This is a genomic window from Dellaglioa algida DSM 15638 (assembly GCF_001434695.1).
GTDB lineage: Bacteria > Bacillota > Bacilli > Lactobacillales > Lactobacillaceae > Dellaglioa > Dellaglioa algida.
In genome coordinates this window covers 1-13,112 of the sequence record NZ_AZDI01000015.1, presented here as the reverse complement: position 1 = coordinate 13,112, position 13,112 = coordinate 1, and the positions used below count along the sequence as shown (strand labels likewise).

Here is a 13,112-nt window from a genome sequence, read left to right as displayed (position 1 = left end):
TAGAAACTTATGTCACAGCCTCTTTTTCTATTGAATAAGATATTGTCTTTGCATGTTTTTACTACCAGTCAAAACAAATTTAGAATGATCATTTTTATAATCAAGCTCTATATCCGCCCCATCGTTTTTTAATTGACTTTGATACATTTCTTCGTATGCCTCAACAGATACTTGAACTCGTGATTCTAAATTTATTTGTGGCAACCTGTCTTCAAATTCAGACGCTAACTTACCAGAAAAAAATTCACCAACGGCTCCTGATCCGTAACTGTATAATCCAACTCTATCACCAATTTTTAAATCATTGCTGTTTTCGAGTAAGGAAATAAAACTCAAGTACAACGATCCAGTATATAAGTTTCCTACTTGATTATTGTATCTTTTTGCCGCTTCAAATTCGCGTGTCAATTCTATTTTTTCGTCTTCATTAGCTTCTAATAAGACCTCTCTCAAGCCCTTGGTACCCAATTTTGTATATGGCAAATGAAATAACATCGCTTTAAAGTCAGATAATGTTAATTTTGTCTTACCCTTGTACTCAGTCCACGTTTTATTAAAAAAGTCTAAGTAGACATTTTGTGATGTTTTGCCATCTACAAGTGCCTCGCTATGATTCAAAGGACGCCAAAAATCCATTGTATCTTCTGTTATAAATCCACTCTCTTCATCTAGCTCTAAAATACCCGGATTTTTTGTAATCAGCATCGCAACGGCACCGCCACCCTGTGTAGGCTCACCCGAAGTATGCAGACCATATCTGGCAATATCCGCCCCAATAACTAGCACTTGACTGCCCGGGTTAAGGGCAACATGTCCTTTTGCCAATTGAATTGCAGCAGTTGCACCATAACAAGCCTGTTTAACTTCAATTGCCCTCACATGGCTTAATCCAAGTAACCCAGAAATGTATGCTCCAGCTGACTTGGAATTGTCAATTCCGGACTCTGTTGCAAAAATAACAAAATCAATTTTACCTCTGTTTTCATCATCTATCAATGAATCCGCCGCATTGGCACCCAATGTTACAACATCTTGCGTCGCTGGAATTACAGCCATTTTTGATTGACCAATACCAATCAAATACTTATCAGGATCCACACCCCTAGCTAGAGCCAACTCAGTCATATCAACATACTCGTTCGATGTAAAAAAGTTAATTCGATCGATTCCAATTTTCATTACTTATAACCAACTTCCGTTTTTTATCTTGCCATTATTGTACAAGATGTCCAATTTGATGGCAAGATTTGCCATCGTTTCATTAGAAAAAAATAAAATTCTATATCCTTACGCATAAGAATTATATTCCTTTTTTGACTACTAAATTGCCGCCCAATCTATTCATATCAACTACAAAAAATTGATTGCGCTTAATAAGTACTTTTTCTATAAAAAATTAGAAGGAATATGTATAATGAAGAAACACTCAGCGACTAATGAGTCGCTGTTAGATAATTTATAATTATTTTTAAATTAAATAAACTTACGTGCAATAAACTGATTCACGCTAAAAGCTGATTGGGGGAAATGCTTTATGAAGTTAAAAATTAATACTGCAGCGGGTATCTTAGATATCATAAATGTCTTGTTAGTGGCCAGTTCTTGGATTGTTGTTCTTATTGGTGCCATGAGTGAATCGTCCGTCAAGACAAACAGTACTGTAACCGGTAGCGTATCCGGTGGTGTTTCTATTTTCTTTTATATTATGTTAGGTCTTGGCCTTATTCTTCACATTATTGGACTTATTCAATCAAAAAAAGTTGATATTTCTATTACCGGCCACGTTCTTGGAATTATTGGTTCCGCACTATTCCTTGTATCTATGATTTTTGCACTTCCAACATTTATTTTATTAATTATTGCAGCAATTTTCACACTCAAACAAGCACCTGCTAAGAAATAAAAATTTTTAACGAGTACTCAGCAACATTTTTAGTGAGTACAACTCCTACCACTTGTTTTTATAGTTAAATAACGTGCAGCAAACTGATTCACGTTAAAAGCTGACTCAGAGGATTATATTATGATGGAAGAAAATGGCAACGTTGTCCCACAAGAAGTCAAAGGCTGGAACTGGGGCGCATTTATGTACAACTGGATTTGGGGAATTGCTAATAAAACGTACCTTCCCTTACTAGTTCTCATCCCAATTTTCAATATCGTTTGGATTTTTATTATCGGTTTTAAAGGTAATGAGTGGGCTTGGCAAAAAGGTGACTACAAAGACGTCGAAACATTTAAAGCCGTTCAAAAAACATGGAACATTGCCGGGATCGTTTCTTTTATTCTTAGCATAGCTGGTATTCTTTTATATTTCTTTTTTATTGCTGCTATTATTGCCGGATTAGCTAACTCGTCATATTCATCTTATTCTTATTAAAATTAGCTTAGTTACTTGTTTGAATATTAGTTAATTTAACGGTTGGTTTAAGACTCATTTATATTAATTCATGCACTATTTATCAAAGGTATTGAAATCCCATATTAAAGAACGATACAAAATAATTCTAAAAAAGTCATCTACTCGTGGTCTATCTCCTTACGAGTAGATGACTTTTTCATATACTCATTTTTTTACTCTTATTAATTAGTACATAACTGATTACATGTCTATCTATTTTTAGATTTCATAATAAATATTTCGGTAATACGTTCCGATTCCTTTCCCACTTGTATAATCACTAATTTTCCGTATTTTTGTATTCTTTTATGTGCTAAAATTAAATGGTTCATATCATAATTTATTATCCTTCTTTAGTAAATTAATACTAAACATAACCTATATCAACTCATTCATTATAATAAAGTTAAATATTTGATTATTATTAAATCCATAGGACCTAACCCATGTTAGATAAATACAATTAAGGTCAGATACTCATTTAAGTAATTTCTCAAATCACGAATAAGTTCCCTATATTCATTAAATACGTTTATTTTTCTGAATTTTTTTAAAATTGAGTAATTATTAATATATTTTTTATTGCCCGTTTTTTACTTCTCTAAATAGAATACTATATCCATCTCATTCTAATTAAAGATATTCCATATATATACTGTCTTTGCCTAAAAACCTGAATATTAAACTCTGTGGTTCTGAATTATTCATCAAATAATAGTTTCATATTGATTATCAACATGAAATCATAGACACTTATATCATTTTTTTAGTAACGAGTGTATAGATACTAAGAGCAGGTGCAATTCCTGCTACTTGTTTTGCACCACAAAAAATCTTTGGAGGAGTTATTATTTATGGACGTATTATTTGCACTTATATTTCTTGTTTCAATAGGCTTTATTATTTACTACTCGGTTAAAAGGTATCAGACCAAGACGAAAGATCCTGATACATATAACAGAATCAAAAATCGTGTCTGGTACGCTGCACTGGTTGCCCTCTTCGCAATCGGCTCTACTTCCGGTTTAGTTGGATTCGTTAGTGTAATAGTTTTCTTATCTTTCGGTACATCAATCTATTATATAGTAAGAATCATACAAACTAGAAAGAAAGATCCCACTACATATAACAGAATTAAAAATCGTGTTTGGTACGCCCTACTTGCTTTTCTTATTTCATATATTGTTGTTGTTGCCTTACCACAACCAAGTAAAACAACAGCTAATCATACTGACACATCGAAAGTAGATTCAAGTAAAAATGAATCTGAAAAGAAAAAAGCAAAAGAAGAAAGTTCTAAAAAAGAATCTGAAAGTATTAAACAAGCGGAGTCTGATAAGAAAGAATCCGAAAAAGTTGTCAAAGAAGAGTCTGAGAGTGCTGAAAAGGAATCTGAAAGTACTGCCAAAGAAGAATCCGAAAGTTCTAAAAAAGAATCTGAAAGTATTGTCAAAGCTGATTCTGAAAAAGTTCAACGTGAAGAATCTGAAAAGGTTAAAAAAGAATCCGAAAGCACTAAAAAAGCAAATGATGAAGCTAACTCAAAAAAAGCTGCAACACAACAAGCACAAACTACAGCAGCAGATAATACTCATACTACTAACGATGGTCAGGTTACTACTGGTGAAGGAACTATTATTGGTAATACTAAATCTAAGATTTACCATATGCCCGGCCAGACCGGATATCATATGAGTACATCTAATTCGATAACATTCAGTAGTGAGCAAGAAGCGCAAGCTGCCGGATATAGAAAATCACAAAGATAATCTTCCAACGAGTGTATAGATACATTAAGTAGGTGCAATTCCTACTACTCACTTTGCATTTACGTGCAGATAGGATCCACGTTAAAAGCTGTCTAAGGGAGTTTTCATAATGAATGAAAATGGTAAAGTTGTACCTCAAGAGGTTAAAGGTTGGAACTGGGGAGCTTTCATGTTCAATTGGATTTGGGGAATTGCTAATAAGACGTACTTACCTTTATTAATATTTATCCCAGTATTAAATATCGTTTGGGCATTTATTGTTGGTTTCAAAGGTAACGAATGGGCTTGGCAAAAAGGCAACTACAAAGACGTCGAAACCTTTAAAGCTGTCCAAAAAACATGGAATATTGCTGGAATTGTTAAATTTATTGCCTACATTATTTTCATCATTATCTATTTCATAATCTTCATTGCTATCTTTGCTGGATCTACGTCATCATATACTTACTAAAACTAGCTTAATTTAAATTAGAACCACCCTTTCGCCTACCAGACAGGCTGGCGATAAATGCAAGGTCCATTTTTTGATATACTTTGTTTACTGATATTCCAGTACCTAGTAAATTTAAAAGGTGCTAATGTATATAAATTTATTCAACGCGACCATTGAGTGGCAATTGGAGCAGCAACTGCCGTTACTATCTGTGATATACAAGAAGAAAAATCAAAAGGAAATCTATACGATCCAACGATCGCTATTGACTCGTTTGAAGAAGCATACAATCATGCTGTTGAACGCTTTGATGCCCCGTATAAAGATTAATATCTAATTTTCATCTCACTTTGTTGTTTTAATAACTCGCCTCGAATTTCGTCCAAAGCAATTTGGACTTGTTCAAAGGTTAAGTTGTTACCCAACAAGGCTTTTTTTGTACTTTCAACAGATTCTAAAAACCATTGTTCTTTTCTAAAATTCCACTTATCTATACTCATTCTTACACCCCCTTTAGATTCTTATTTTTGATATACTATTTTTATCAGCATCCTACTGCTGAAATTCATCTGAAAGGTGGTGATATTATGGACACACAGTATTCCCAGTCAGTCTGCCTTAAAGGCCATCAAATTTCTTCATTCATTACCACTTCTTCAGAAAATCCAAAAGAATTTTGCGAAGATTGTGGTTCAGAGGTTATAACACATTGTCCATCATGCAATAAATCCATTAATGGATACCTACAACTTGATGGGGTGTTTGGAGGATATGACGTCCCAGTTCCTTCATACTGCAGAAACTGCTCTTCACCCTATCCTTGGACCTCTACTGCTCTAGAATCTTTAAAAGAATTAATCAATTTACAAGACGAATTAAACGATGAAGAAAAAGATGATTTTTCTTCATCCCTTCCTGACCTTATTTCAAATGGTCCGAAATCTAAAGTTGCTATTACCAAATTTAATAAATACTCATCAAAAATAAGTTCTGGGTTCAGAAATTTTGCTGTAGAAATTATTAGTAGCATTGCCTCGGACGTTATAGTTAAATCGTTAACTCCTTAATTTTGTTGCACACTTTTCACAATAAATACTATCTTTGGCGCACATATGGTGGCATTCGTTACAGCGAATGTAGCCATATTTTTTTTCTAATATCCAATTCAACATCATTCTTGGGATATACATTGGAATTGTAACTTTTATTTTTTTCATCCCTACACCTCCTTCCACGTTCTAGTGTCTTTTAAGACACAAAGTCTCCAAAAAAAATACGATACATCCCGTCTCTTCCTAAATTTAAAATTTTAGTAATTTCATTAATTTCGGGTACCGTAAATTGAGAGTCTCCTCTTAATTTTTTATATAGAGCAGAAGAAGAAACCCTTACACCCCTTTTGCTCATTTCATATGCTAACCAACGCACATTCTTGTTGTTAATCTTTAACTCTGATATCAATAGACTGGAATTCATAAAATCACCGCCTTTTTATTTGTGTCTTTTAGGACACCAATAATATATCACAGTGAATTTATAAGCGTAATAAAAAAGTGTATTTTTAGACACTTTTTTGTATCCTTTTCGACACTTTTTTGTTATAATTCTTTTAAAGAGGTGAGCACATTGAGTGATTTTTTAAAACAAAAGCGTTTAAATATGGGATTAACACTTGAAGAAGTTGGTAAAAAGGTAGGCGTTGGTAAAAGTACCGTTAGAAAATGGGAAAATGGTTTAATTGAAAATATGGGTCGTGACAAAATAGTTCTTTTATCAAAAGCTCTAGATATTTCTCCGCTTGATATTCTTGAAATAGATACAAGTTTAGAAGACAGTAAATCTTCTCATCTATTACTGGATATGTTCAATGTTTTATCTTCAGAAAGACAAGATGAAGTCTTGTCTTTCACTAAACAACAACTAAACAAACAAAATTCTAATAACACCAATGAAATAAACGAAGATATCTTCGAATTCCCACAACGTACAATCATAAGTGGCCGTTCAACTGCTGCAGGTGCTCCAATTGACGGAGAATATGAAGATAGTAATGCCAACGTCTCTGTTGTAGATCGTGCCGAGATTCCAAGAAATGCCGATGAAATATTAACTATTGCTGGTGACTCAATGGAACCTCGATTGCATAAAGGGCAACAAGCATTCATCCATCATCAACCAACTGTTGAAAATGGTGAAATCGCTATTATTTCTATTGAAGATATAGGGGTCACATGTAAATTTGTATATATCGGAGAAGATAAGATTCGTCTTGTCTCTGCTAATGATAAATACGATGACATAATTTATCCTATTGAAGAAATTAGAATCATCGGGAAAGTTCTATAAAAATAATTATTTATTAACGAGTATATAGATACTGCAAGCAGGTGTAATCCCTGCTACTCGATTTGTACCATATAAAACTTTGGAGGAATTAGAATGAAAAAAACAGCATATTTATTAGGTATATTAATCATATCAGCTTCTTTGTTAACTGCTTGTGGAAATAATTCAAAAACAATAAGCAATAAAAATGAAACATCAACACACTACGTGTCAGGTGTTACTAAAAAAGTTGGCGATACACAAAAGGCAACTGACGACGCAGGACAAGCAAAATTATTAGCTATTAAAAATATAAATTTAACGAAAAATATCAAAGGAACAACTTTTAAATTCAAGGATGCCAAAATCTTAGAAATTAAAACGAATAACAAATCACAACGGGATACTGATGAAAAAAACTTTGGCGTTACCTTACCCGATACTTATTACGAATTTGCTCTCTACTATGATTTAACCAATAATAATAAAACTGCTTTACAAATAAATACTCCCGAACTTATTTTACCAAATAAAGTCCAAGTACAACCTAATCAAGGCTCTATGGATTCGTTGGTAGGAGAAACAATTCAAGCTGGAGCAAAAAAAGAAGGCATGGTAGGAGCTATCGTTGAAAAAACTGACGTATCTAAAATATCGAAATTCAAATATGTAACATCCAATATGTCCAGCGATGATGACTCGATCAATATTAATGCAACAACTTTTGAATTAAATAAATAAAAAAATCCCCTAACCTATTGATAGCAAGTTAGAGATATAAATTTACACGCCCCACACACGTGTAGATAGGACTCACGTTAAAAGCTAAAAGGAGATTATTTATATCAGGGAAAAAAGTTTTAGGTATATTAGCAATCATTTTCGGGGGTATTGCTTTATTATTTTCATGGGTTCCAATTATTAACAATGTATCATTTTTCTTTGGAATTATAGGAGCCATACTGGGGATTATTGCTCTTATAGTTAATAGAAAAAACAAAAAAACTTTAGCAATTATTGGAACAGTTTTAAGCATTGTATCTATTGTTATTGTTTTAATAACTCAATCTGCATATGGTAAAGCAGTAGATAATATAAGTACATCTATGAATACTTCCGATAGTAATTCCAAAAAGAAATCAAATATCTTAACTATCGACTATAATGACTACTCATTCTCTAATAGTAAAGATTATTCTGTAGTTATTTCGGATGATAGCTGGGCTGGCACTAAGGTTAAAGTCGATAAAGTCACCGTGTATAAGCTATCCAAAACTTACAAATATAAGTCAATAAACGACGGTACCTTTGATATTGAAGGATTCGTCAAACTACATTTTTCAATAGCCCCATCAAGAGATGTCGCTATTTATCCAACTCAAGGTACTGCTATATTCGATAATGGTGAACAACATGAAGCTATTTCTTCTGGATCTTGGGACGGTGATATCGCTGGTAGTGCCGTAAAAGATGGAACAGTTACTATTCCTGTTAAATCATTGAAGGCTGTAACCTCGTTAAAAAATATTAGATTTAAGTTCACTTCAAACTATGATACCGACGATTATGATGACGATAATGCTCATCATGATTATGACCTCAATTTAAAATTATAAAAAAACATACAACGAGTATATAGCTATATTAAGTAGGTGCAATTCCCGCTACTCGTTTTGAAACACGTATCTATTGGGAGGAAATATGAAAAATAAAAAGGAACATGGTAATTTTTCCGCAGCGTTCGCTATTTTTATAGTAGTTGGTTTTTTAGGTTTTGTGTTTGGAATAGCTTTTCAGATTCATCATCTAGGTATTATTTTAGGTTTATCAACTGGATTCCTCACTTGGTACTTTAAACCGTTAAGCGATATCGTAGATAAGAGTTCTGAAAATAGTTATGTCTCCAAACGTTATGCTCCAAAGAACACAATTGAGCCAACTTCGATAGTAAATATTAGTAATACTACAATACAAGCCCCAAAAGTGAAATACAATAAAAGAGCCCCACACTGTTCAAAATGTAAAACTAATAATATTCAGATTCTTGATAACAAAAGAAAAGCATTTTCCATTGGTAAAGCAGCGGCTGGTGGCGTTCTACTGGGCGCAGTTGGTGCCACAATCGGAGGATTTTCCGGTAAAAAAGGTAAGAAATATCATGCAGTTTGCATGAACTGTGGGAAAAAATTTACAATTAAATTATAATAATCCCCTCTAACCCGCTGTTAGTAGCATGTTGGTAAATCAACGACGAGTGTATAGATACATATTAAGTAGGTGCAATTCCTACTGCTCGCTTTGCAACACAAATAAATCTTTGGAGGAATATAGTCATGAATAAGAAAATAGTAACAATGGCTGTTACCGCGGTCGCTCTGCTCTCATTAACTGCTTGTGGTAACAATAAAAGTGCAAGTGACGATTCAGATTCTAAAACAAAATCATCAAGTGTACTAAAAGCCAAACAGGAATCAAGTAAAAAAGAAAAAGAATCTTCAGAAAAAAAGGCTTCGTCTGAAGCATCTACTAAGGCATCAAGTATTTCAGCAGCAAGCTCTTCCATCCTAGCCGCAGAAAGCTCTATCGCTGCGTCTTCTTCAAGTGTTGCTGCCGCTAAAAATGCTGATTCTTCAAGTGCTTCTAAAACCACAGATTCTTCATCATCAACAATGACACAATCAAAAGCAGAGTCTGACGCTTTAGCTTACTTCAATTCATTCCAAAACGATACGAATGACTGGACTCCAAAAGTAAAATCAAGTAGCACTTCAGACTTAGGCGACTCATTCGTCGTGGCTGTGTATGACACTGAAACTCATTTTGTTGAATTTGACGTAAATAAATCTACCGGTAAAGTTTCTTCTCCAAATTTAGGTTACCAACATTAATTTCTATTAATTAACCGCCCTTTCGGCCACCAGACAAGCAGGCGATGAGCGCAAGGCTCATTGATCGTGTTGATACAAGGTATAGAGAATATAAAACTTTAGAGGAGTATCGTCATGAATAAAAAAATAGCAATAATTGGTATTACTACAATTACTATGCTCTCATTAACAGCATGTGGGGACAGTAAAAGCGCGGCAGATGATTCCTCATCTATTGCTAAATCGTCAAGTATACTGAAAACCAAACGAGAATCTAGCAAGAAAGGATCAATAAAAAAAGCTAACGCTACTTCTGAGAGTAAAGCTTCTAGCGTGGCAGCTAGTTCTAGTGCAGCAGCATCAGTTAAACAAATTGACCTTAAGGAAGCTTCGAAATTAATCGTAAAGGGCAAGTTTACGGATTTCCATCCAGAGTATAATTATTTTAAGGGTAGCCACACACTTTCGAACGGTGGATATGAATTACGAAGTTATCCTGTTGGAGATGGTTTAGATATTTTTACTCTTATGCCTAATTCCGATGGCAGTGTGAAAATTACCGCCGAGTATCGCACGGGAGCGGATAACTCACTATTACCTGACCAGTCTATGTTTGGTCCATCATCAGCAATTGTTCAAAGATAAGTAAAAGTCATCCCCTATCGAAAAATAAGGATGGCTTTTATTTTAAAATCGTAAAGAACATACGTTTGCATTTATATCAAAATTAATAACGCTAAGGAGTGAGTAATTTGTTTGAATATAAAAAAAATTATGCAATTAAGGAATATACAACTAAAAAAGGAATTACTAAATATATGTTTCAAATCTATATTGGTATAAATCCTGAAACATCTAAGAAATCTACAACAACCCGTCGTGGATTTAAGACGCCTGCTCTAGCTAATGCAGAATATCGAAAAATTGAAGCCAGCGTGAGAAACGATTCCTTTGTATTTTCAACTGCTTATTCATCCCCATCACAATTAACATTTAATGATGTCTATTTGAGATGGTTTACAGAATCATACAGAAATACGGTCCAATCTAGCACAATTTATAAAACTAAACAGATGTTTGACGTTCATATACTACCAGCTATTGGCAATATGAAGATTAATGCCATTACATCTGACGTTCTCCAGCCTGTTGTTAACTCGTGGGCAAATAAATATACCAAGCTTAATATATTAAGTCGATATGCTAAACGAGTATTTGATTTTGCTTTTACTTTAAAATTAATTATTGAAAATCCTTTTGATCACATTATGTTTCCGAAACGACAAGTGACTAATCTCGTTAAGGATCAATCTAATAATTTTTTTAGTAGTCTTGAATTAGAAAAATTCACTCGTTACCTTCTTAACAATTCTAATAAAGATAATACAGGAAGCATCGATTTTACACATGCTACATTCTTATTAGTATTAGCGTACACAGGTATGCGTAAAGGTGAACTTCTTGCACTTGAATGGAACGATATTAATTTCGACGATAGTACGATTGATATTAAACGGACGTTAGCCATGGTTGAAGGTGGAAAATTAGCTGTACAACCTCCTAAATGGCTTTCTTACAGAATAATCGATTTAAATAATCTAATACTCAACTTATTAAAGACCTATCATGAATATTCTTCAGAATCTATACTTGTCTTTCCAAATGATAAAAATACTTGGCGTAACTTAAGTAAACCTAATACTTGGATAAAATCTGTTATTAATCAAGGTATTTCAGATTTTAATGCTACCTACATTCAAACAAATGATGATTACTACAAAATTTTTGTACATCAAATCACACCTCATGGATTACGTCATACTCATGCAACATGGCTATTTGAAAAAGACAGTACAATTACGCCTAAATCTGTTCAAGAACGCTTAGGTCACAAAAATATCAGTGTGACTCTAGATATATATACTCATGTTACTTCAAATCAAAAAGAAAAATTAAAATCCGCTTTAGACATTGATTTTTAGTATTATAAACTGACTAACCTTTATGACTAAAATTGACTAACCTAAAAAAAACTGACTGTCCTTTTTGACTTACCTTTGATAGCAAATATAGGAATGTATATGACATCGAAAAGAGTAAAAAAATAGCCGAACTACTGATTTAACAGTAATTCGGCAAACATGAGAAACCATGATATTTTAATTAAGGAGAGTACAGGATTTGAACCTGCGCGCGCCATTACAGCGTTCGCCGGATTTCGAGTCCGGTGCATTACCACTCTGCCAACTCTCCAAAATAACTTTATTTAATTATATCAACTTTTTATTATAATTGCAAAATTCATTTAGCTATTATCAATACTAATTAAATTAGCAAGGAATATCCACGTGTAACTCGCACCAAATAACAAACTTAGCAGATGGATATACAAAATTATTGTTGGATACGATTGTACGTTTTGAATTGAATTAATAGGATCACCGAAAAAATCGCTCAATCCATAATATGAAATAGCAACCAGATGATCAACAACATGTGTGCTTGGTAGTTTTGAAACAAATTCAGTAACCTTTACTTCACCGCCTAAAACCCCTATCAGAGAAGTTCCCACGAGTAAACCTTCATAAAAAATGTTTAATGCAAACTCAGCAATGACTTGTATGGTATGCGCAAAATTATTTTTAACAATATATGAAAGTAATTTCAATAAATAAAATGAACTGAACGTAATAATAATAATACCTAGTATAAACGCAGAGATAACAGTCCACTCTGACAACGGCGTAATTAAATTCATGTAATTAATTAAATAAAAAATAAAAGTTGTAATAAGTAATAACAAATAAGATTCAATCTGCCAAATTTTTGTTTGTTTGGGAAATAATTTTAAATATGAAAAAAAGCTATAACAAAATAGTAACGATGCAATGGTAAATGTCATTAATCTCAAGATTAATAAAGACGGCCATAACATTAAGCCTAGAATCGTGCACATCAAGAAACTTAATGCATAGAAATATGATTTTTGTTCTTTTTCTTGAATGACCAAAAAGGTTAAAAAAGGATGCTTAAATCTATTTTGAAATGGAATTCTTGCGGTGGTAAATACATATTTTAAAAAATTAATTAGCCCTTTATCCCAAATAGTCAAGCCAATCATAGCTGACCAGATAATTAAAACAATTAAATAAAATGTTTGCGCAATCATTAAAATACTCCTTATGTATAAATATATGATTTAAATTTTATACGTCTACTAACTAAATTACAAGAGAATACACAAAAAGAGCATTTCAATTGAAATGCTCTTTTTAAAATCATTAAATTAAGGCTCTATGTCAAATAGTGTTGATGAA

18 protein-coding genes and 1 tRNA gene are annotated in these 13,112 nt (G+C 33.0%); 13 read left to right on the top strand and 6 right to left on the bottom strand.

The window, feature by feature from the left end; all coding sequences use genetic code 11:
* Positions 1-27: 27 nt before the first annotated feature.
* On the bottom strand, positions 28-1,179 hold the full coding sequence (locus FC66_RS07560; RefSeq protein ID WP_057974780.1) for a hydroxymethylglutaryl-CoA synthase: 1,152 nt from the start codon (positions 1,177-1,179) through the stop codon (positions 28-30).
* A gap of 355 nt (positions 1,180-1,534) precedes the next feature.
* Here FC66_RS07560 and FC66_RS07555 point away from each other — a divergent pair, with 355 nt between their 5' ends.
* From FC66_RS07555 to FC66_RS08000, 5 genes are all read left to right on the top strand, one after another.
* Complete coding sequence (locus tag FC66_RS07555) at positions 1,535-1,903, top strand: hypothetical protein (RefSeq protein WP_057974779.1); 369 nt, start codon at positions 1,535-1,537, stop codon at positions 1,901-1,903.
* A gap of 123 nt (positions 1,904-2,026) precedes the next feature.
* Positions 2,027-2,380: a hypothetical protein gene (locus FC66_RS07550; protein WP_057974783.1), complete on the top strand. Its 354-nt coding sequence runs from the start codon at positions 2,027-2,029 to the stop codon at positions 2,378-2,380.
* 875 nt (positions 2,381-3,255) lie between these two features.
* Positions 3,256-4,170, top strand: a complete 915-nt coding sequence (locus FC66_RS08005; RefSeq protein WP_057974778.1) for a sunset domain-containing protein — start codon at positions 3,256-3,258, stop codon at positions 4,168-4,170.
* A gap of 109 nt (positions 4,171-4,279) precedes the next feature.
* Positions 4,280-4,621 (top strand): hypothetical protein, encoded by a 342-nt coding sequence (locus FC66_RS07540; RefSeq protein WP_057974777.1) that lies wholly within the window; start codon positions 4,280-4,282, stop codon positions 4,619-4,621.
* A gap of 159 nt (positions 4,622-4,780) precedes the next feature.
* Complete coding sequence (locus FC66_RS08000; RefSeq protein WP_157052016.1) at positions 4,781-4,933, top strand: hypothetical protein; 153 nt, start codon at positions 4,781-4,783, stop codon at positions 4,931-4,933.
* Here FC66_RS08000 and FC66_RS07995 read toward each other — a convergent pair.
* The gene (locus tag FC66_RS07995; protein ID WP_157052015.1) at positions 4,930-5,103 is read right to left on the bottom strand and encodes a hypothetical protein; all 174 of its coding nucleotides are present in this window, start codon (positions 5,101-5,103) and stop codon (positions 4,930-4,932) included. The two genes, FC66_RS08000 and FC66_RS07995, sit on opposite strands and share 4 nt — an antisense overlap.
* Before the next feature lie 87 nt (positions 5,104-5,190).
* On the opposite strand from FC66_RS07995, the gene FC66_RS07535 reads away from it, so the two are divergent.
* Positions 5,191-5,670, top strand: coding sequence for a DUF2321 domain-containing protein (locus FC66_RS07535; protein ID WP_057974776.1), 480 nt, complete (start codon positions 5,191-5,193; stop codon positions 5,668-5,670).
* Here FC66_RS07535 and FC66_RS07990 read toward each other — a convergent pair.
* Together FC66_RS07990 and FC66_RS08040 are read right to left on the bottom strand one after the other, a co-directional pair.
* Positions 5,659-5,820 (bottom strand): hypothetical protein, encoded by a 162-nt coding sequence (locus FC66_RS07990; RefSeq protein WP_157052014.1) that lies wholly within the window; start codon positions 5,818-5,820, stop codon positions 5,659-5,661. The genes FC66_RS07535 and FC66_RS07990 overlap by 12 nt on opposite strands.
* Positions 5,821-5,851: 31 nt before the next feature.
* Positions 5,852-6,079 carry a hypothetical protein gene (locus tag FC66_RS08040; RefSeq protein ID WP_057974775.1) on the bottom strand — a complete coding sequence of 76 codons (228 nt, stop codon included), beginning with the start codon at positions 6,077-6,079 and terminating at the stop codon, positions 5,852-5,854.
* Between the two features lie 150 nt (positions 6,080-6,229).
* Between FC66_RS08040 and FC66_RS07525 the strand changes: the two genes are divergently transcribed.
* The 7 genes from FC66_RS07525 to FC66_RS07490 all read left to right on the top strand — a co-directional run bounded on the left by FC66_RS07525 (position 6,230) and on the right by FC66_RS07490 (position 11,777).
* Positions 6,230-6,949, top strand: a complete 720-nt coding sequence (locus FC66_RS07525; RefSeq protein ID WP_083478995.1) for a S24 family peptidase — start codon at positions 6,230-6,232, stop codon at positions 6,947-6,949.
* A gap of 93 nt (positions 6,950-7,042) precedes the next feature.
* Entirely contained in the window at positions 7,043-7,669 is a 627-nt protein-coding gene (locus FC66_RS07520; RefSeq protein ID WP_057974774.1) for a hypothetical protein, read from the top strand.
* Between the two features lie 65 nt (positions 7,670-7,734).
* Positions 7,735-8,544 (top strand): CD20-like domain-containing protein, encoded by an 810-nt coding sequence (locus FC66_RS08145; RefSeq protein ID WP_202812835.1) that lies wholly within the window; start codon positions 7,735-7,737, stop codon positions 8,542-8,544.
* Positions 8,545-8,629: 85 nt separating this feature from the next.
* Entirely contained in the window at positions 8,630-9,133 is a 504-nt protein-coding gene (locus FC66_RS08140) for a hypothetical protein (protein ID WP_235804052.1), read from the top strand.
* A gap of 128 nt (positions 9,134-9,261) precedes the next feature.
* Complete coding sequence (locus tag FC66_RS07500; protein WP_057974771.1) at positions 9,262-9,816, top strand: hypothetical protein; 555 nt, start codon at positions 9,262-9,264, stop codon at positions 9,814-9,816.
* Between the two features lie 114 nt (positions 9,817-9,930).
* Positions 9,931-10,440 carry a hypothetical protein gene (locus tag FC66_RS07495; protein ID WP_057974770.1) on the top strand — a complete coding sequence of 170 codons (510 nt, stop codon included), beginning with the start codon at positions 9,931-9,933 and terminating at the stop codon, positions 10,438-10,440.
* A 107-nt stretch (positions 10,441-10,547) separates the two neighbouring features.
* Complete coding sequence (locus tag FC66_RS07490; protein WP_057974769.1) at positions 10,548-11,777, top strand: tyrosine-type recombinase/integrase; 1,230 nt, start codon at positions 10,548-10,550, stop codon at positions 11,775-11,777.
* Positions 11,778-11,961: 184 nt separating this feature from the next.
* Here the strand turns inward: FC66_RS07490 and FC66_RS07485 are convergent.
* Both FC66_RS07485 and FC66_RS07480 read right to left on the bottom strand, forming a co-directional pair.
* Positions 11,962-12,048 (bottom strand) — tRNA-Ser (locus FC66_RS07485).
* A gap of 52 nt (positions 12,049-12,100) precedes the next feature.
* The gene (locus FC66_RS07480; protein ID WP_057974768.1) at positions 12,101-12,964 is read right to left on the bottom strand and encodes a hypothetical protein; all 864 of its coding nucleotides are present in this window, start codon (positions 12,962-12,964) and stop codon (positions 12,101-12,103) included.
* Positions 12,965-13,112 lie beyond the last annotated feature (148 nt).

Excerpts from the sequence above, each read along its gene's own strand:
- FC66_RS07555 (WP_057974779.1), top strand. The coding sequence starts at position 1,535 with ATGAAGTTAAAAATTAATACTGCAGCGGGTATCTTAGATATCATAAAT.
- FC66_RS08140 (WP_235804052.1), top strand. The coding sequence starts at position 8,630 with ATGAAAAATAAAAAGGAACATGGTAATTTTTCCGCAGCGTTCGCTATT.
- FC66_RS07990 (WP_157052014.1), bottom strand. The coding sequence starts at position 5,820 with ATGAAAAAAATAAAAGTTACAATTCCAATGTATATCCCAAGAATGATG.
- FC66_RS07995 (WP_157052015.1), bottom strand. The coding sequence starts at position 5,103 with ATGAGTATAGATAAGTGGAATTTTAGAAAAGAACAATGGTTTTTAGAA.
- FC66_RS08040 (WP_057974775.1), bottom strand. The coding sequence starts at position 6,079 with ATGAATTCCAGTCTATTGATATCAGAGTTAAAGATTAACAACAAGAAT.
- FC66_RS07535 (WP_057974776.1), top strand. The coding sequence starts at position 5,191 with ATGGACACACAGTATTCCCAGTCAGTCTGCCTTAAAGGCCATCAAATT.
- FC66_RS07550 (WP_057974783.1), top strand. The coding sequence starts at position 2,027 with ATGGAAGAAAATGGCAACGTTGTCCCACAAGAAGTCAAAGGCTGGAAC.
- FC66_RS07540 (WP_057974777.1), top strand. The coding sequence starts at position 4,280 with ATGAATGAAAATGGTAAAGTTGTACCTCAAGAGGTTAAAGGTTGGAAC.
- FC66_RS07495 (WP_057974770.1), top strand. The coding sequence starts at position 9,931 with ATGAATAAAAAAATAGCAATAATTGGTATTACTACAATTACTATGCTC.
- FC66_RS07480 (WP_057974768.1), bottom strand. The coding sequence starts at position 12,964 with ATGATTGCGCAAACATTTTATTTAATTGTTTTAATTATCTGGTCAGCT.
- FC66_RS07560 (WP_057974780.1), bottom strand. The coding sequence starts at position 1,179 with ATGAAAATTGGAATCGATCGAATTAACTTTTTTACATCGAACGAGTAT.
- FC66_RS07500 (WP_057974771.1), top strand. The coding sequence starts at position 9,262 with ATGAATAAGAAAATAGTAACAATGGCTGTTACCGCGGTCGCTCTGCTC.
- FC66_RS08005 (WP_057974778.1), top strand. The coding sequence starts at position 3,256 with ATGGACGTATTATTTGCACTTATATTTCTTGTTTCAATAGGCTTTATT.
- FC66_RS07520 (WP_057974774.1), top strand. The coding sequence starts at position 7,043 with ATGAAAAAAACAGCATATTTATTAGGTATATTAATCATATCAGCTTCT.